Source organism: Listeria sp. LM90SB2 (assembly GCF_028867355.1).
GTDB classification, from domain to species: Bacteria; Bacillota; Bacilli; order Lactobacillales; family Listeriaceae; genus Listeria; species Listeria monocytogenes_B.
In genome coordinates, this window is sequence record NZ_CP046449.1 from 1,511,986 (window position 1) to 1,529,108 (window position 17,123).

22 protein-coding genes are annotated in these 17,123 nt (G+C 36.6%); 2 read left to right on the top strand and 20 right to left on the bottom strand.

What is annotated here, in order from left to right; all coding sequences use genetic code 11:
* Positions 1 to 64: 64 nt before the first annotated feature.
* The 11 genes from GL301_RS07520 to GL301_RS07570 all read right to left on the bottom strand — a co-directional run bounded on the left by GL301_RS07520 (position 65) and on the right by GL301_RS07570 (position 8,702).
* Positions 65 to 2,287, bottom strand: coding sequence for a DNA internalization-related competence protein ComEC/Rec2 (locus GL301_RS07520; protein WP_075589565.1), 2,223 nt, complete (start codon positions 2,285 to 2,287; stop codon positions 65 to 67).
* 34 nt (positions 2,288 to 2,321) lie between these two features.
* Positions 2,322 to 2,882: a ComE operon protein 2 gene (locus GL301_RS07525; RefSeq protein ID WP_003727424.1), complete on the bottom strand. Its 561-nt coding sequence runs from the start codon at positions 2,880 to 2,882 to the stop codon at positions 2,322 to 2,324.
* 71 nt (positions 2,883 to 2,953) lie between these two features.
* Entirely contained in the window at positions 2,954 to 3,556 is a 603-nt protein-coding gene (locus GL301_RS07530) for a helix-hairpin-helix domain-containing protein (protein WP_003741014.1), read from the bottom strand.
* Positions 3,557 to 3,658: 102 nt separating this feature from the next.
* A complete protein-coding gene (locus GL301_RS07535; protein ID WP_003726531.1) occupies positions 3,659 to 4,390 on the bottom strand; it encodes a class I SAM-dependent DNA methyltransferase in 732 nt (243 codons plus the stop codon).
* A 55-nt stretch (positions 4,391 to 4,445) separates the two neighbouring features.
* Positions 4,446 to 4,802, bottom strand: a complete 357-nt coding sequence (rsfS, locus tag GL301_RS07540; RefSeq protein WP_003727422.1) for a ribosome silencing factor — start codon at positions 4,800 to 4,802, stop codon at positions 4,446 to 4,448.
* A 4-nt stretch (positions 4,803 to 4,806) separates the two neighbouring features.
* On the bottom strand, positions 4,807 to 5,382 hold the full coding sequence (yqeK, locus tag GL301_RS07545) for a bis(5'-nucleosyl)-tetraphosphatase (symmetrical) YqeK (protein ID WP_003726533.1): 576 nt from the start codon (positions 5,380 to 5,382) through the stop codon (positions 4,807 to 4,809).
* Positions 5,369 to 5,935: a nicotinate-nucleotide adenylyltransferase gene (locus GL301_RS07550; protein WP_003734325.1), complete on the bottom strand. Its 567-nt coding sequence runs from the start codon at positions 5,933 to 5,935 to the stop codon at positions 5,369 to 5,371. Before GL301_RS07550 ends, yqeK begins: the two co-directional genes overlap by 14 nt.
* Positions 5,936 to 5,952: 17 nt before the next feature.
* Positions 5,953 to 6,243, bottom strand: a complete 291-nt coding sequence (gene yhbY, locus GL301_RS07555; protein WP_003721997.1) for a ribosome assembly RNA-binding protein YhbY — start codon at positions 6,241 to 6,243, stop codon at positions 5,953 to 5,955.
* On the bottom strand, positions 6,243 to 7,064 hold the full coding sequence (gene aroE / locus GL301_RS07560; RefSeq protein WP_070298270.1) for a shikimate dehydrogenase: 822 nt from the start codon (positions 7,062 to 7,064) through the stop codon (positions 6,243 to 6,245). Before aroE ends, yhbY begins: the two co-directional genes overlap by 1 nt.
* Positions 7,065 to 7,083: 19 nt before the next feature.
* Positions 7,084 to 8,184: a ribosome biogenesis GTPase YqeH gene (gene yqeH / locus GL301_RS07565; RefSeq protein WP_003730140.1), complete on the bottom strand. Its 1,101-nt coding sequence runs from the start codon at positions 8,182 to 8,184 to the stop codon at positions 7,084 to 7,086.
* The gene (locus GL301_RS07570) at positions 8,181 to 8,702 is read right to left on the bottom strand and encodes a YqeG family HAD IIIA-type phosphatase (RefSeq protein WP_003722000.1); all 522 of its coding nucleotides are present in this window, start codon (positions 8,700 to 8,702) and stop codon (positions 8,181 to 8,183) included. The genes yqeH and GL301_RS07570 overlap by 4 nt, the downstream gene beginning before the upstream one ends.
* Before the next feature lie 161 nt (positions 8,703 to 8,863).
* On the opposite strand from GL301_RS07570, the gene GL301_RS07575 reads away from it, so the two are divergent.
* Positions 8,864 to 10,672, top strand: a complete 1,809-nt coding sequence (locus GL301_RS07575; RefSeq protein ID WP_010958904.1) for a M3 family oligoendopeptidase — start codon at positions 8,864 to 8,866, stop codon at positions 10,670 to 10,672.
* A 35-nt stretch (positions 10,673 to 10,707) separates the two neighbouring features.
* Here the strand turns inward: GL301_RS07575 and GL301_RS07580 are convergent, their stop codons facing one another.
* The 6 genes from GL301_RS07580 to mltG form a co-directional block, all read right to left on the bottom strand.
* Positions 10,708 to 11,409: a 5'-methylthioadenosine/adenosylhomocysteine nucleosidase gene (locus GL301_RS07580; protein ID WP_010958905.1), complete on the bottom strand. Its 702-nt coding sequence runs from the start codon at positions 11,407 to 11,409 to the stop codon at positions 10,708 to 10,710.
* A gap of 49 nt (positions 11,410 to 11,458) precedes the next feature.
* The gene (locus tag GL301_RS07585) at positions 11,459 to 12,082 is read right to left on the bottom strand and encodes a YrrS family protein (protein WP_003734326.1); all 624 of its coding nucleotides are present in this window, start codon (positions 12,080 to 12,082) and stop codon (positions 11,459 to 11,461) included.
* 50 nt (positions 12,083 to 12,132) lie between these two features.
* A complete protein-coding gene (greA, locus tag GL301_RS07590; RefSeq protein ID WP_003722004.1) occupies positions 12,133 to 12,615 on the bottom strand; it encodes a transcription elongation factor GreA in 483 nt (160 codons plus the stop codon).
* A 193-nt stretch (positions 12,616 to 12,808) separates the two neighbouring features.
* A complete protein-coding gene (udk, locus tag GL301_RS07595) occupies positions 12,809 to 13,438 on the bottom strand; it encodes a uridine kinase (RefSeq protein ID WP_003725973.1) in 630 nt (209 codons plus the stop codon).
* Positions 13,435 to 14,088: an O-methyltransferase gene (locus tag GL301_RS07600; RefSeq protein ID WP_003725974.1), complete on the bottom strand. Its 654-nt coding sequence runs from the start codon at positions 14,086 to 14,088 to the stop codon at positions 13,435 to 13,437. The genes udk and GL301_RS07600 overlap by 4 nt, the downstream gene beginning before the upstream one ends.
* 75 nt (positions 14,089 to 14,163) lie before the next feature.
* The gene (gene mltG, locus GL301_RS07605) at positions 14,164 to 15,234 is read right to left on the bottom strand and encodes an endolytic transglycosylase MltG (RefSeq protein WP_003725975.1); all 1,071 of its coding nucleotides are present in this window, start codon (positions 15,232 to 15,234) and stop codon (positions 14,164 to 14,166) included.
* A gap of 202 nt (positions 15,235 to 15,436) precedes the next feature.
* Here mltG and GL301_RS07610 point away from each other — a divergent pair, with 202 nt between their 5' ends.
* Complete coding sequence (locus GL301_RS07610) at positions 15,437 to 16,063, top strand: DedA family protein (protein ID WP_003727417.1); 627 nt, start codon at positions 15,437 to 15,439, stop codon at positions 16,061 to 16,063.
* A gap of 45 nt (positions 16,064 to 16,108) precedes the next feature.
* Here GL301_RS07610 and GL301_RS07615 read toward each other — a convergent pair whose 3' ends face one another.
* Genes GL301_RS07615 through reoM form a run of 3 tightly spaced genes read right to left on the bottom strand, consistent with a single transcriptional unit; the run spans position 16,109 to position 17,112 of the window.
* Positions 16,109 to 16,411, bottom strand: coding sequence for a DUF1292 domain-containing protein (locus GL301_RS07615; RefSeq protein WP_003722010.1), 303 nt, complete (start codon positions 16,409 to 16,411; stop codon positions 16,109 to 16,111).
* Between the two features lie 15 nt (positions 16,412 to 16,426).
* Positions 16,427 to 16,843, bottom strand: a complete 417-nt coding sequence (gene ruvX, locus GL301_RS07620; RefSeq protein ID WP_003725977.1) for a Holliday junction resolvase RuvX — start codon at positions 16,841 to 16,843, stop codon at positions 16,427 to 16,429.
* The gene (gene reoM / locus GL301_RS07625; RefSeq protein ID WP_003719797.1) at positions 16,840 to 17,112 is read right to left on the bottom strand and encodes an IreB family regulatory phosphoprotein ReoM; all 273 of its coding nucleotides are present in this window, start codon (positions 17,110 to 17,112) and stop codon (positions 16,840 to 16,842) included. The genes ruvX and reoM overlap by 4 nt, the downstream gene beginning before the upstream one ends.
* Positions 17,113 to 17,123: the final 11 nt, after the last annotated feature.

Below are 17,123 nucleotides of genomic sequence, written 5' to 3' on the forward strand. Positions count from 1 at the left end.
TTTCGCCTCGCTTCACTCTTATTTCTCTTTCTATGGTAAAACATGAAATAAGAGATAGCAAGTTTTATTTCAAAGTCGCTTCAAAGCCTTTTCCAAATGTATAAGTTATTTCCCCTTGTACATCTGTTCGTAAAATTGTTACTCCTGCCTTTTCTAGCGTATTAATAGTTTCTGCGTGTGGATGACCAAAGCGATTGTTTAACCCGCATGAAATAACTGCAAAAGTCGGCTTCACTTTTTGAATAAATTCTTTGGAACTGGAGGTCTTGCTACCATGATGCCCTACTTTCAAAATATCTGCTTTGATAGGCTGTTCTGATATGCCCTTTTCTCCGTTCGCCTCTAAATCACCAGTAAAAAGCCATATTTTACCATCTAATACTGCCTTTAATACAATAGAGTCATCATTTCCTCCTTCTCCTGCTTTATCGGGATATAAGCATTCGAAACTGTTTTCGCCAATTTGCCACTTGGCACCGGCCAAAATAATTGTCTGTTTCACTTTTGGCATCGCAGCGAGAGCTTCTTTCATGATGGGTTTGTTTTCTGCTCCTTTAGCAAAAATAAGCTCTTTAATAGTAATGTTTTTCTGTAAATCATCAAGTCCTTCCATGTGGTCAGCATCGCTATGTGTAATAATTACTTTATCTAAGCTATTAATTCCTTTTGATTTTAACACTGGGCTAAGTGTACTTCCGCCTATTGTAAATGGTTTTCTTTTCTTAGCCCATGCTTCTTTTTCAAATGGAAGTTGGCCTCCAGTATCTATTAAATAATTCCCTTGATTGTATGGTAGTTGAATTAAAATGCTATCCCCTTGCCCCACATCGATAAAACTAACTTTTCCACTAAAATTAAAACTAGCTAAATAACATAATAAACAAAAACAAATGAATATCCCTAAAGGAAACTTTTTCTTTTGCCACTGGCTGAAGACGATGATGATAGTTATAATGGTTAGCACTAATATAACGGTGTTTGGCCTCCCTGTTACAATAGTCTGATGCGGAATCTTGGCGAAAATGTAGGTTAATTTTTCTACCAATTGTATAAAGAATGTAAGCATTGCTTCAGGAAAATGAAATATTTCTGTTGAAAAAAAAGACAGCACAAACACAGTTAGACAACCTGGCAAAATAATCATCGTAAAAATGGGCACATAAATTAAATTAAAGAATATCCCTACCCATGAAAATGAGTAAAAATGATACATCATGACAGCTGAAGACATGATGGTTGAAATGAAGGAAATAGCAAGTGACTTAGTAAATGCGTTCTGCTGTCTGGTTAGTATTTGTCTTGACGATAAAATAATTCCAAACGATACTGCATAAGATAGTTGAAAACCTACTTCTCTAATGATATACGGTTGCAAGAGGAAAAACAGAATAAAGGACAAACAAATGGCAGAAAACGAACTCCATTTAGTAGTATATTTTTCTGACAATAAAAGTAATGCTGTCATTGTAGCAGCTCGTATGACTGGCGGATTTGCTCCTGTAAGGATAACGTAAAATGGTAAGAAAACAAGTAGACAAGTGATGGCTCTATCCCTTGTAATACCGAATTTTAGTAGGAGAAAATATATTGCCCCTATTAATAAATTCACGTGAAGTCCAGAGATAGCTAGCAAATGGACAACACCCATTTGTTGATAAACTTCATACATTTCGGGGGAAAAGCCGTTTTTCTCTCCACTAATTAATGCGAGACAATAAGGAGAAATGGTTGGAGATATTTTTTCGGTTAAATGGGTAATTATTTTCAAACGTATATTTTGAAGTTTCATTAGGAAAGATGGTGAGAATTGACTGGAAATAGCAAGATTACTTGCTCGAAGTATATAGTGTACATTTTGGTTCTTTAAATAAGTTTGGTAATTGAATTGATTTTGATTGCGGTTGACGGAAGGTGTTTCTATATTTGCAGAAACAGAAATAAACTGTCCGTAATGGAGCTTTTTTAGTTTTTGTTGTTCCTCTTCCGTTGTAATTTTATAACTCAATTGAAATTTTTCTTTTTCGCAGCGTACAAAAGTTTGAAAACTATCTCCATCGATTTTTAAATTATCTATAATTTGACAGTTCCCATTATATTCAGTTGCTGTAAAAGAGGAAGTATTGAATTTTTCTATTACAAACAAAAAACTATAGGTTAGAAAATAAATGAGGACAAAAAGAAGAATAATTTTGGATTTTTTAATAAAAGCAATTAAACCTAGCAAACAAATACATATGGGAACGATAGAGCTTGTAAAATTCGCACAAACAATAGCTAAAACAATAATAGCTAAATATCGCTCGATAACGTCCCCTCCCTATTTAGTTCAATTTCTCTGAGATGTTTTGATAAAGTTGCTCTGCTTTTTCTGGTTCGATATTTACTTCCACTGCAGCTTCTTTTACTAAAGTATGCATTTTTTCTCCATTCCAATTGTTTACTTGAAGAACAGATTCATCAAATTCTACTTTTTGTAATTCGACGCCAGCAATGTTAAATAATTCTAAAGCGTACGGATGGTTTTTGTAGTCTTTAGCGAAATACACTTTCTTTATACCTGCTTGAATAATAGATTTCGTACAAGCAAGACAAGGGAAATGCGTTACATATAATTCAGCTTTATCTGTCGTTGCACCAAATTTAGCACATTGTAAAATCGCGTTCATCTCTGCATGTATTGTTCGAATGCAGTGACCGTCTACAACATAACAGCCGTGTTCTGCACAATGATCGCCACCAGCGATGGACCCATTATATCCGCCCGCAATAATACGTTTATCTCGAACTATTGTCGCACCGACCATTAGTCGTGTACACGTGCTCCTAGATGATATTAGATGACTTTGCGCCATAAAAAACTGATCCCATGCGATTCTCTGCACATTAAAAACTCCCTTATGATTTGATAAATATTAGTATAGGTGTTTAGAAGGAAGTTCGTCAACCACTTTTATTAATTAACATCCAAATATTCTTTTAATTTCTCTACTGTTTTTTCGCCGATGCCTGAAACATTTTTTAAATCTTCTATTGTTTGGAATAAGCCTTCTTTTTCTCGGTACTCTATTATCGCTGTTGCCTTCGATTCTCCAATCCCTGGGACTTGTTGTAAATCGTCCTTCGTTGCACTGTTAAGGTTAATTTTCGCAGAACCGGTACTTGCTTCTTCTGTGTTAGCTCCTTGTGTTGCGGGACCTTCTTCTCCCTTTTTATAAACGTAGATACTCATCTCGTCTTTTAGTTTTTCAGCTAAATTCAATTTACTGCAATCGGCTTCAGCTGTGAGCCCTCCTGCAATTTTCACCACATCTTGAACTCTAGCGTCCATTGGCAGTTTATAGACACCAGGGGTCCTTACTGCTCCTTTAATGTCAATATAAACTTCATTTGATAATTTTGTTTCTTCTTTCTTCGGTTTTTCTTCTTTCGTTACTGCTTGATTGGCAGTTACAGCATCAGATTTACTATCTGGTATCCAAATATAAACTAAACCAGCACAAAGAATAGCAATCCCTATTAAGATATAATTTTTGTGTTTTTTTACTAAGTCCATCATCCATATCACCGTCCTTAATATACTATTCGCCATGCTAGGACAAATTCCTTTTTGATAGTTTAAGGTGAAAATCGCACAAAAAAAGAAAGTAATAATGAAAAATTACTTTCTTGCTGCGAAAAAGATTCTTTCGCTCGTATTATTGGGTTTTTCATGACTAAAATCGGCATAAATATCAATTTTCGTAAAACCATATTTTTTTAATATATTTTCATAAGTAGCGATTGGATAGGTGCGTTCTTTATGCAGTTCGTCCACGCGATTATACGTGTCATCTTCATCTAAAATATAGAAGGTAAGTTCATGTTCGACAGAATGCGGATGTTCGCCAGGAAATGAATTCCAAATCGTCGAAATCTCTTCATCGCTATCTCCGTATGAATAATCTTTAAACCCTTGATCTACTTTAAAGACGGAATGTACGTCAAATAAAAATAAGCCATTTGGTTCTAAATGCACTGATACAGCTTGAATAGTAGCCTCAAGAGCTTGTTCTGTTTCCAAATAATTAAGTGAATCACAGAAGCATGTAACTACATCAAACGTTTGCTTTAATGCTAACTTGGACATATCTTGTTCTATAATCGGCAAATTGATTTCAGCCGCTGCCACTTTTTCTTTAGCAACTGCCACCATTTCTTTTGATAAATCCACACCAGTAACTTGATGACCAGAAAAACTTAAACGTAGCGCAAATTCAGCTGTTCCACAAGCCAAATCAAGTATTTTTTTAGGAGTATCTCCAATGAAATGAGCCGTGAATTCTAGCCATTCATCATAAAGTTCGGAATCCATTAATCTATCATAGAAACCCGGAAAATATTCGTAACTCATAGTAATTTCTCCTTAAAAAAACAGACGAGAATCCCCTCGCCTGTTCTGTTTTTTATTAAGAAATAAACGCAGCAGAAACGTCCACGAGTGGCGCATCTCCCCAAAGTTTTTCTAAGTTATAGTAAGAACGTTCTTCTTTATGGAACACATGGATAATAACATCACCTAAGTCGATTAAAATCCACTTTGCCGCATCAAAACCTTCTAAACGCTTCACATCTACTTGGTTTTCTAACGCTTTTTCTTTAATTTCACGAGCGATTGCTTGCACTTGTTTGTCTGAATTACCGTGACAGATAACAAAGTAATCCGCAAAGCTTGATAACCCCTTCATGTCTAGTGCTAAAATATCCTCTGCTCTTTTATCGTCTGCTGCCTTAGCAGTCAGCATTAATGTATCATAACTGTTCAAATTATTAATAGTCTCCTTCCAAATTTAAATTAACGAAATAATTGTAGGCATCCAGTGTATCTGGAAAAACCAATTGTTGCTTTTTGACTAAGTGCGTAATCGTATTCGATAAAGCGAATAACATTGCTTCGTTAAGCGATTTAAGTGCTAATCTGCGTGCTTTATATACGCCGGGAAATGTTCTTCCTTGTTCTGTATAGTCAGCTAAGTAGATAAGTTTATCGAAATCAGACATCGTCGCGCTTCCTGTCGTATGCAGACGAATCGCTTCTAGTATTTCTGTATCAGTAATACCAAATTCTTTTTCTGCCAGATAGGCGCCAACAGGAGCGTGCCACAGCGAACGATGAAAAGAAAGTAAACGCGGATCATAACCCTCGTCCTCGATAATTTTTCTCGCTTTATCATCGTCATAGTACTTAGCATAATCATGTAGCAAAGCGGTTATTCGTGCTTTTTCTACATCCATATGATAATGTTCTGCAAGTTCTACAGCTGCTTTTTCTACGCCTAAAGTGTGTTTAAATCGAGCATTAGGCATAGCTGCTTCTACTTTTTTTAGCATTTCATTTCTTTCCATAAAGTTGATGCTCCTTTATATATGACCATACTTTTTCTGGTAAAAAGGTGCTCGCGTTCTCAATATTATTTCTAATTTCCGTAGAAGAAATCGTCGTTTCTGGCATATTGATTTTAACGATATCATACGGAACCTCCGTCTGATAACTGGGGCGATTAACCCCAACGAATGTCACCATTTTTACTAAGTCATCTATATGATACCACTTTGGCAAATATTCTACCATGTCCCCGCCGATAATGAAATAAAAATCTGTATCCGGCTGTTCGCTTATCATATCACGCATTGTGTCATACGTATAGGACTTTCCCGCGCGCATGAGTTCACGTGTATCAATTTCAAAGGAATCTATACCTTCTATCATTAATTGAAGCATTTCTACACGCTCATCATTTGAAGCCATACCACTGATATGTTTATGAGGCGGAATTTTATTAGGTAAAAAAAGAATTTTCTCAAGTCCTAGTTGCTTCTTAGCCTCTTCTGCCATGCGGAGGTGCGCTAAATGCGGCGGATCAAAAGTCCCACCTAAGATGCCGACTTTATGTTTCATCGTAGGTTCCTCCCGATTTATGGCAACTTAATTTGTTGCTTGTTTACAGAAGTTTTGTACAGAATAATCGTTCTGCCAATGACTTGAACGATTTCCGCGCCTGAACGAGCACTAATTTTTTCTGCAACGGTTTGTTTATCTTCTTCGCAATTTTGTAGAATCGAGATTTTAATTAATTCTCTCGCTTCTAGTGCTTCTTTTACGTGGATAATTAAGTTTGGTGATACGCTTCCTTTTCCTACTTGGAAAATGGGTTGGATATTATGCGCTTCTTTTCTTAAAAAACGTTTTTGTGTAGCTGTTAACATTAGTTTCCTCCTAATTGTTCGAGTACTGCTTCTTTCATCAGTGATCGCTCTGGTTTTATCCCAGTCCATATTTCAAAGGCAAGTGCCCCTTGATTAACAAACATCGGTAAGCCATTTTGGGTAATAGCTCCATTTTTCTTTGCTTCTTTCAAAAAGGCTGTTTCGGCTGGATTATAAATAATATCAGAACAAATCGTTCCTTTTTTTACATTAGCCAGCGAAATTGGGCTTTTGTTTTTGGAAGCTTCTAAACCGATAGATGTTGTTTGAATGATAACCGTAAAATCAGCCAGTTGTTTTTCTGCTTCTTCTAGTGTGACGGCGTGATGATTTTCATTATCTTTCGTCATTTCTATCGCTTTTTCCGTTGTACGATTAGTAACGGTTATTTTAGCATCCGTGTGAGTGGAAAGCGCTAGGTAAATTGCCTTGCTTGCGCCACCCGCACCGGTAATTAAAATAGAATCATCTTCTGTAATTGAGCGGATTTCTTCTAATCCTTCTAAGTAGCCTTTGCCATCTGTATTAAATCCGTACCATTTGTCCTCTTTTTTTAGCACAGTATTCACTGCGCCAGAAGCTGCTGCAAGATCCTCTAATTCATCTAAAAATGGTAAAATATGCTCTTTAAATGGTGTTGTAATATTAAATCCACGCACTCCAGAATCCATTAATTTTTTGATTTCTGTTTCAAAAGCGTCTTCTTCTATTAAAACAGAGTTATACTCCGCATTCATTCCAAGTTCTTGGAAAATCCGATTTTGCATAGCTGGTGATAACGAGTGACGAATAGGATTTCCGATAACAACATATTTTTCCAAATGATAGGCCTCCTTCGTTTTAAACGAGTGATGTCCGGATAGTTGCGCTCACGCCTTCAGGAACCCACGCAGTAACTTTCGCGCCGCCTTCTGGAATTGTCACCCAACCGAGTCCGGAAAAGACAATATCCGCTTTTTCTTTTATTGTAAAAGAATACGGAACTAGCTTAGGAAGTGTCTCCATCCCTTCTTCTGTAGGCGGTTGAAGCACTATTCCTGCTTGTTTTTCGTATAACGCATCCGCTTTTTCTAATTTTGTCCGGTGAATTGGTAAATTATTAGATACATAGACTACTAATGATTTGCGACCACCTGAAACATAATCTAAGCGAGCAAGCGCCCCTAAAAATAGGGTTTGTTCTTCGTTTAATTGGAAGACAGCTGGTTTTACTTCTTTTTTAGGTGTAATAGCTTTTAACGTTGTTGTATCAATGAAATGTGCCATTTGGTGATGGTTAATAATTCCTGGTGTGTCAACAAGTACATTGCCATCTGCTAATGGGATTTCGATTTTATCAAGCGTTGTTCCTGGGAATTGAGAGGTTGTAATGACATTGTTTTCCCCGGATGCTTGTTTAATAATACGATTGATTAGCGTTGATTTACCAACGTTTGTACAACCGACAACATAGACATCTTGTCCATTTCGCAATTCTTCAATTTTCTCTAAAAGAGTATCAAAACCGTGGCCTTTCTCAGCGCTAACTAATACGACATCTGTCGCCGCCAAGCCTTGCTCTTTGGCACGAGTTCTCATCCAACGTGTCAACTTATCACGTTTTAATGATTTTGGTAATACATCTTCTTTGTTCCCGACAAGTAATACCGGATTACTTCCTGCAAAACGAGGAAGTCCAGGTAACCAACTACCATCGAAATCAAAAATATCTACTACATAAACAATTAAAGCTTGTTTCGAACTAATTTGATTTAAAATACGTAAAAAATCATCGTCTGTTAGGGCAACATCTTGAATTTCATTGTAATGTTTTAGACGAAAACATCTTTTACAAATAACTTGCTCATTGTTCAGGGATGATTTTGGAGCATAGCCGATTTTATCAGGGTCTTCTGTTTGAATAACCGCGCCACAACCAATACATCTAATTTCTTCTGTCAAAGTGATTCCTCCCACTTAATTTGGTTTTTCTTTGCTAATCGTTTTAAAATAACGCTTTCCATCATTCGATTTAATTTTGTCGCCATACCATCTGTTTGTTTTACAGGGCGAACAAAAATAGTTGTTAATTTTTGACGGTTTCCACCGAATATATCTGTCATAATTTGATCGCCAATCATCACAGTTTCTTCTGGTGTTGCATCCATTTCTTTTAATGCCCAGCGGAAATTAGCGCCTAAGGGTTTTTTTGCCCGGGCTAAATAAGGAACATCGATTGCTTTTGCCACACGAGCAACTCGTTCTTCGTTATTGTTAGAAAAAATCATTACTTTGATTCCTTCTTCTTTCAATATAGTAAACCAGTTGATAACTTCATCCGTTGCGTCTAGTTGATCCCATGCAAGCAGCGTATTATCAAGATCAGTCAAAATAGTAGTCTTTCCCATTTTGCGAAGTTGTGCTGCTGTAATTCCAAATGGAGTATTCAACATTTTATCTGGTGAGAATTGCTTTAACACGTATTGGCACCTCATTCTTTTATTTAGTACAGTCTATTCTATCATACATTCAATTAGACTAATAATCTATAAATTTTACCATCTTTCTGCTTATTTTACAAAAAAACCTTAGAAAAATGCTATAATATGAAAGGAAACGTTATTTTTAAGGAGGTAAACAAATGTCAAAAGATTATGCATTAACATGGGATTTAGAAAATATATATGCTGGCGGCAGCGGCTCTGAAGAATTACAACAAACGCTTCAAGAGGTAAAAGCTGATTTAGACAGCTTTGTTGTAAATGTTTCGGAGTGGGATGTTCCTGAAAATGTGGAAGCCTCTGCTGAATTTTTACTTCTCGTTAATCAAAATGCAGATATATCTAAAATTTTACTCACAGCTGGATCATTTTTAGAATGTCTTGCTTCCGCTGATATCAATGACTCGCGTGCAAATGAGCTTTCGGCGTTAATTTATCAATACGTTGCAACTCTAGCTACGGCCGAAGATGAATGGCATGACAAATTTGCACAAGTTTCTGACCGTGTTTGGGACGAATTAATGGAACAAAATGGTTTATCGCAAATTAGCTTTATTTTAAGTGAAGCGCGTACGAACCGCCGTAAAAAAGGGAGTAAAGAACAAGAAGCAGCTATTAATTCTTTAGCTGTCGATGGTTATCGCGGCTGGTCTGATCATTATGATACCATTGTCGGTAAACTCCGCATGCATGTTACCATTAACGGAGAAGAAAAAGATGTTTCTGCTGGCCAAGCGCTAAACTTATTAAATCACCCTGATCGCGCGGTTCGCCAAGCAGTTTTTAAAGAATATACACGTGTATGGCAAAGTGAAGCTCGTTTATTTAGCGATACGTTAAATCATTTATCAGGATTCCGTTTAGCTACATATGAAATTCGTAAATGGGATAATATTCTAGATGAACCTCTTGCAATTAATCGTTTAGATGAGCAAACGTTAAAATCTATGTGGAATGTCATCCAAACGAACAAGCCTACTTTTGTTCGATTCTTAGATAGAAAAGCGAAATTACTTGGCCTTGAAAAATTAAGTTTTTATGATGTAGAAGCTCCTCTTGTCTTTTCAAGCGAACCTAAGAAATATTCGTATCAAGAAGGCGCTGAATTTATTATTGAGCAATTTAACAAATTCAGCCCGAAAATGGCAAACTTTGCGCAATCAGCGTTTGAAAAAGGTTGGATTGAAGCGGAAGACCGTGATAATAAACGTCCTGGTGGTTTTTGTACCGACTTCCCTGTCGAAAAAGAAAGTCGCATTTTCATGACATATGATGGCGCTCCAGGAACAGTCGCTACTCTTGCTCACGAACTTGGGCACGCATTCCATTCACACGTGATTCGCGATGAACCCTTTGAAAATACTGATTATTCGATGAACGTGGCAGAAACCGCTTCAACTTTTGCAGAAATGATTATTGCAGATGCTTCTGTGAAAGATGCAAAAACAAAAGAAGAAAAAATCACGTTGTTGGAAGATAAAATCGGTCGTAGTATCGCCTTCTTTATGAATATTCATGCTCGCTTTATTTTTGAATGTAACTTCTATGAAGCACGTAAACAAGGTGTCGTTTCGGTTGATCGACTTAACGCTCTAATGGAAGAAGCGCAACGAGAAGCATACTTGGACGCCTTGGATGAATATCATCCACAATTCTGGGCTTCTAAACTACATTTCTACATTGCTGATGTACCGTTTTATAACTTCCCGTACACTTTCGGTTATTTGTTCTCGCTTGGCATTTACCATAAAGCTCAAGCAGAAGGTGCTAGTTACGAAGATAAATACATTGCACTACTACAAGACACTGGTTCGATGACAACAGAACAGCTAGCAGAAAAACATCTGGGCGTTGACTTACGTAAAGCTGACTTCTGGGAAGAAGCTGTTGCTCTTGCTGCCAAAGATGTAGAAGATTTCCTTACTTTAACAGAAGAATATATCAAATAAAAAAATGCCTGGAGCTTAAAAACTCCAGGCATTTTTTAAATTGTTTTTAGTAATTCGATGATACATGTTGCGGATTGTCTCGCTGCTAAGTGAATGAATTCATCAAATGAAATAGTCGCTTCTTGATTCGCTAAATCTGAAATAGCGCGAATAATTAAGAAAGGAATATCAAATTGATAAGCAACTTGTGCGATTGCCGCAGCTTCCATCTCAACTGCTTTTACATCTGGGAAAAAAGTGCGAATTGTTTCGTGCTGATCTGGACGCATAATAAATGAATCATTCGTAACAACAAGTCCATAGACTGCTTTGTTTTCGCTTGCAGCAAAATATTCACGGTAAATGGTTTCCGCTTTTTTAAGAAGTACAGCGTCTCCTTGATAAAAAGCTGGCATTCTTGGGACTTGACCGTAAGTATAACCAAATTCCGTTACATCTACGTCGCCATAAGCTAATCGGTCAGAAATAATAACATCACCAACGGCTAATCCTTCCGCCATACCACCAGCAGAACCAGTGTTAATAATTACTTCTGGTTTAAACCGGTCCGCCATAAGTGTTGTTCCAAGTGCGGCATTTACTTTACCAATACCTGACTCCAAAAGCACTACTTCTTTGCCAGCAATTTCGCCAACGTAAAATTTAGCTCCGCCAATAACAATTTCTTCTACGCTTGGCATGCTATTTTTTAAAAGTTCTACTTCTTCTTCCATTGCTCCAATAATACCAATTGTCATTATGTAACCTCCAAAAAAGCACAGTCGTTAACAGCTAACTTCTGTGCTTTTATCTTTTGTCATTTGTTTTAAGCTCTTCCACTTTGGTTGGTTGCCATCCTTCACCGTCAACCCAGGTAATATAAACACGATATGCTTTGTCTGGGTTTTCTTTAGTAGAGAGTGTACCAATTGCTTGTGTCGCAGGATCAGCTCCTTGCTCTACAAACCAAAGCGACGTATTTGAGATTGGGATATCAGTTGCTGCAGAAAAAGCTTTACGTTTTTCTTGCCAATCTATACTTGTGGAACTGTACGAATTCACATGATCACCAGTTTGTTCGGTACCAATAGGTTTCCAATCTTTGGTAATAACTTTCGCTACATTGGGATCATCGCTTTCGGTTGTTTCAGTTGTTTTATCATCTGAAGAATCTTTTTTCTTTTCGGATGATTTAGCGGCATCTTCTTTTTTTGCAGTGGAAGATGCCGTTTTGTTATCTTGTTGCGTAGGATCACTCTCTGTTTTAAACAGCACAAAATACAAACTACCAATGATAAGTAAGCTTACCACGATAATTAAAACGTTTAAAACTAAATTAGTCTTTTTTCGTTTTGTATTTTGCTGGGAGCGAGATCCTTCCACCAAGTTTTGTTTAATTCGACGGTTATTTGATTGTCGTTTGTCTGCCATTTGCATTCACCACCTTATAAGTAACCGCTGTATAAAAACATCCGATAATATTAAGATGCAGTGATTTTTTCGATTTTAACGCTCATGTCACCAGCTGGTGTTTGGATAGTTACTTCTTCCCCTTCTTTATGACCAAGTAAACCTTTGGCAATTGGAGAATCATTGGAAATTTTACCTTCAAACGGGTCTGCTTCAGCGCTACCTACGATTGTGTAAGTTTCTTCTTCACCGTCTGGTAGTTCAATGAAAGTAACTGTATTTCCAAGTGTTACTAAACCATTATGTGCTTCAGCAGCATCAATGATTTGTGCGTTACGAATCATATTTTCAATAGTAGTGATACGACCTTCAACAAAAGCTTGTTCGTCTTTTGCGGAATCATACTCGGAGTTCTCTGATAAGTCACCAAAACTACGGGCAATTTTGATCCGTTCTACTACTTCTTTACGTTTTACCGTCTTTAATTCTTGTAATTCATTTTCTAATTTTGCTTTCCCATCTAGGGTCATTGGAAATACTTTTTCTGTCGCCAATCGATTTCGCTCCTTTTTGTTTGTTCATTATTGTATAGAAAAGCACGGAGATATCGCTCCGCACCTTCATCAAAAATATTACTACTCGTCAGAAAGATTAACACGCCACGCTAGAAATAGCAAGCAATTGCCACTCTTTTTACTAGAAAAATTTTACCTTAAATTTCTCTATTTGACAAGTGATACCTGTTGTTTATACATGTTTTTGCAAAATGGATTCAATTTTTGTTGTCATTAAGTCGATTGCAACGTGATTCTCTCCGCCTTCTGGAATAATAATATCGGCAAATTTTTTCGTTGGTTCTATAAATTCATTGTGCATTGGTTTAACAACAGAAAGATATTGCTCGATAACAGAATCCATTGTCCGACCACGTTCTTTCATATCGCGTAAAAGTCTGCGAATAAAACGAATATCATCATCGGTATCCACATATACTTTAATATCCATCAAATCCCTAAGGCGTTTATCTTCTAAAATTAAAATTCCTTCTAAAATAATAACCTCTCTAGGTTCTTGGATTTCTACTTCTTTTTTTCGCGTATATTTGGCATAATCATAAATCGGCTTTTCTATGGTTTCATAGCGACGCAGTGCGGCAATATGTGAAATGAGTAAGTCCGTATCAAAAGCTAGTGGATGATCATAATTTACTTTTAATCTATCTTCAAAACTAATATTGGCTTGATCGTGATAATAGACATCTTGAGCAATCATCAAAATCGAGTGTCCGCTAAAATGATCACAAATGGCTTTCGTTACACTAGTTTTACCAGAACCTGAACCGCCAGTTACGCCGACTACGATTGGTTTTTTTGTCATGATACGCCTCCAGTTTTCTTTCTTTTGGAAATAGATAGGCCGTCCCCTAGTGGAATGGTCGTTGTTTCAAAATCAGGATGCGTCACTAAAAAATCGTTAAAATGGCGCATTTTCCTAGCAACACGTAATTTGCGTTGTTTTTCTGGTGTCATATCTAGCGCTAACCCTTTAAAAAGAACATTATCACTATAAATAACGCCATTTTCAGCTAAAGAATCGGTATAAATATGGAAAAATTTCTCATATTGCGCTTTGGCTGCATCAATAAATATTGCGTCAAATGGACCGTGAGCCAAAATTTCTTCAGCTCCTTCAATAGCATCTGTTAATAAAACTTTCACTCTGTCATTAGCCCCGTAGCGCTGAATATTATGTATTGCTTGCTCATATCGTTCTTCGTCGCGCTCAACCGTGATAATCTCTGCATCAGGAAGTTTATCTGCCATTTTTAAAGCGGAGTACCCAATGGCCGTCCCAAGCTCCAATATGCGCTTTGGTTTTTGGATATCTAAAATCTGTAATAAGCAGTACAAAGAATCTGGTTCCATAATCGGTACTTCATTTTCCTTCGCATACGCCTCTAATTCTTCAAAAAAAGGACTGCTCTTAGGAATGTTTTTTAATAAATAATCATGAATAATATCATTCACTGCTAGGATCCCCTATCTTAACAAACAAAGCACCTGCCAAAAACATGCTAAACATGCTTCTGACAAGTGGTTGTTTTAATTATTTTTCGTAATATGCTCTTCTTTTAGTTTATTGTGCTCTTCTAAAGTTTTAGAGAAGTATACTTTACCAGTTTTTGTATTTGCTAAGAAGTATAGGTAATCACTTTTTTCTGGATAAAGTGCTGCTTCCATCGAAGAGTCTCCACTATTTGAAATTGGACCTGGTGGTAGTCCATTGTTTTTGTATGTGTTGTATGGTGAATCGACTTCTAAATCTTTGTAAGTCGTTTTACTTTTGTGTTCACCAAGCGCATAAAGAACAGTTGGGTCTGTCTGCAATCGCATATCTTTTGCTAAACGATTATAAAATACGCTGGCAATCATTTTGCGATCTACGTTTTCAGTTGCTTCTTTTTCGATAATGGAAGACATCGTTAAGAATTTGTGTACAGACATTTTTTGTTTCGTTAGTTCATCGCGGTACTTAGCAATGTTCACATCCGTTGCCTTGACCATCTCTGTAATAATTTGTTCTGCAGATACATCCGTTCCTTTGAAGGTGTAAGTAGCTGGATATAAATAACCTTCTAATGGATGTTTAATAGATTTGTTTAATACGTCGTTTGTTACTGTATCTGGATATGCTTTAATCATGGAAGCAACAAATTCAGGATCGTCCATTGTTTTAAGTACATCTGCTTTTTTTAATTTTGGTTGATAAGCAACAATTCTATCAGCAATTTGGTCTAACGTGTAACCTTCTGGAATGACCAGTTTAGCAGGTGCTACCGTTTTTCCTTCTTGCATTTTTTTGACGATTTGATCTGTGTTCATCGATGGACTGAATTCATAGTTCCCTGCTTTTAAATTCGTATCATTATTATATTTTACATAAAACGAGAAAATAGAAGCATTATTAATTACTTTTTTATCTTCTAGAATAGTAGAAATGTCTGAAATACTAGAGCCTGCTGGGATTTCTACGGTGATTTTCTCTTTACTTGCTTCATCTTTTGGTTCTAGTTGCGATTTTACATAATAATAACCTGAAAAAGTTGCAATCACTAAAATTAAAATAATAACAGAAATTATAATTGTAATTTTCTTACCTTTTGTATTCTTCATTTTAGACCTCATTTCATTGAAAACAATTCTAATCTATTATACCGATTATCTAAAAAAAATGCTATTCAATAAGGAAAATTTTCTTAAAAAGTGACGTTTTTATGTTTTTTCGGTATAATAAATAGCGTGATTTAACGAACAAGACAGAATCAGTCAAAGACTTGCTTCTGCCAATTAATTAAATATTGAAGGAGTCTTTTGGATGTTACATACATTAATACAAAGTTTGCAAGATTTCACGATGTGGTTAGTAGACTCGCTTGGGCACTGGGGTATTTTCCTCGGAATGCTGATTGAAAGTGTTTGTATACCGCTACCAAGTGAAGTTATTATGCTATTCGGTGGATTTATGGCGGAAGCTGGGAAACTTAACTTCTGGCTCGTTGTTTTTGCTGGTATTGCTGGTAACTTAGTCGGTTCACTGATTGCTTACTACATCGGTAAATTCGGTGGTAGAGCTTTAGTATTGAAATTCGGAAAGTATATATTCTTAAATGTGAAGCACTTGGATAAAGCGGAATTATGGTTTGGTCGTTACGGAGCAAGAGCTGTATTTTTCGGCCGAGTTTTGCCAGTCATCCGAACATTTATCTCTTTACCGGCTGGAATTGCCAAAATGAATGTCTGGAAATTTGTTATATATACGATTTTAGGCTGCATTCCGTGGAATATTTTTCTGACATGGCTTGGTTATTCATTAGGTTCCAATTGGAGCGTTGTGGAAAAATATACGCGACCAATTAGCTATTTAATGTTAGCTTTGGTTATTGCCATCGTTGTCTACCTTGCTTACAAAGTATGGAATAAACGCGCTAGAAATGCAAAATAAAAAGCATGTCTTGACAGTTTTTGTCAGGACATGCTTTTTTAATTTTTATTCTTCGTCTTCGTCAGCTAAGAATGTTGCAAGGATTTCTTCAATCATATCCCATTCTTCATCTGTTTCAACTGGTTTAAGTTGACCTTGTTTGCCTTCTTCATCTTGGATATAGCTAGATGCAAGGATTTCGATTTCTTCGTCTTCCCCTTTGCCAGCTGGGAAATATAAAACATAAGATTTGTCAAAGTCTTCGGAATCAAAATCAAAAAGAATTTCGTAAGCTTCTTCTTTTCCTTCTTCGTTTGTGATCCAAATAATATTTTCTTCTTCATGATTATGGTTATGTTCTTCTGCCATTAAATTCACCTCAAATTAATTAGTAGTGTCCAGATAGGACTGTAAAATCATTACTGCAGCTAACTTATCAATCACTTCTTTTCGTTTTTTACGCGAAACGTCTGCTTCAATCAAAGTTCTTTCAGCGGCAGAAGTGGTCAAACGTTCATCCCAAAGTACAACAGGGAGTCCAATTCTTGACTCAAGTACTTCAGCATATATTTTGGAACTTTCAGCACGAGGTCCAATAGTGTTATTCATATTCTTAGGAAGTCCAACTACGACTTTTTCCACTTCGTATTCAAGCACGAGCTCTTTTACGCGGTCATAGCCGAATTGCTTTCTATTCTCGTCAATCTGAATGGTTTCCACACCTTGTGCGGTCCAACCAAGTGGATCACTTATCGCTACGCCGACTGTTTTCGAGCCGACATCTAAACCCATTATTCTCATTTCTCACCAATTTCGTTATTTTTCAGATACGCTTTGACAAGTTCCTCGATAATTTCATCTCGTTCTAAACGACGTATCATACTTCTAGCATCCTTGTGACGAGGAATATAAGCTGGATCGCCTGAAAGTAAATAGCCAACGATTTGATTTACGGGATTATAGCCTTTTTCTTCAAGAGCAACGTAGACTTGTTTCATTAATTTTTTTACATCTTCTTCAATTGAATCATCGCCGAAGTTGTAAAACATTGTTTGATCTTTTGAATCCATAATCGAAGCAC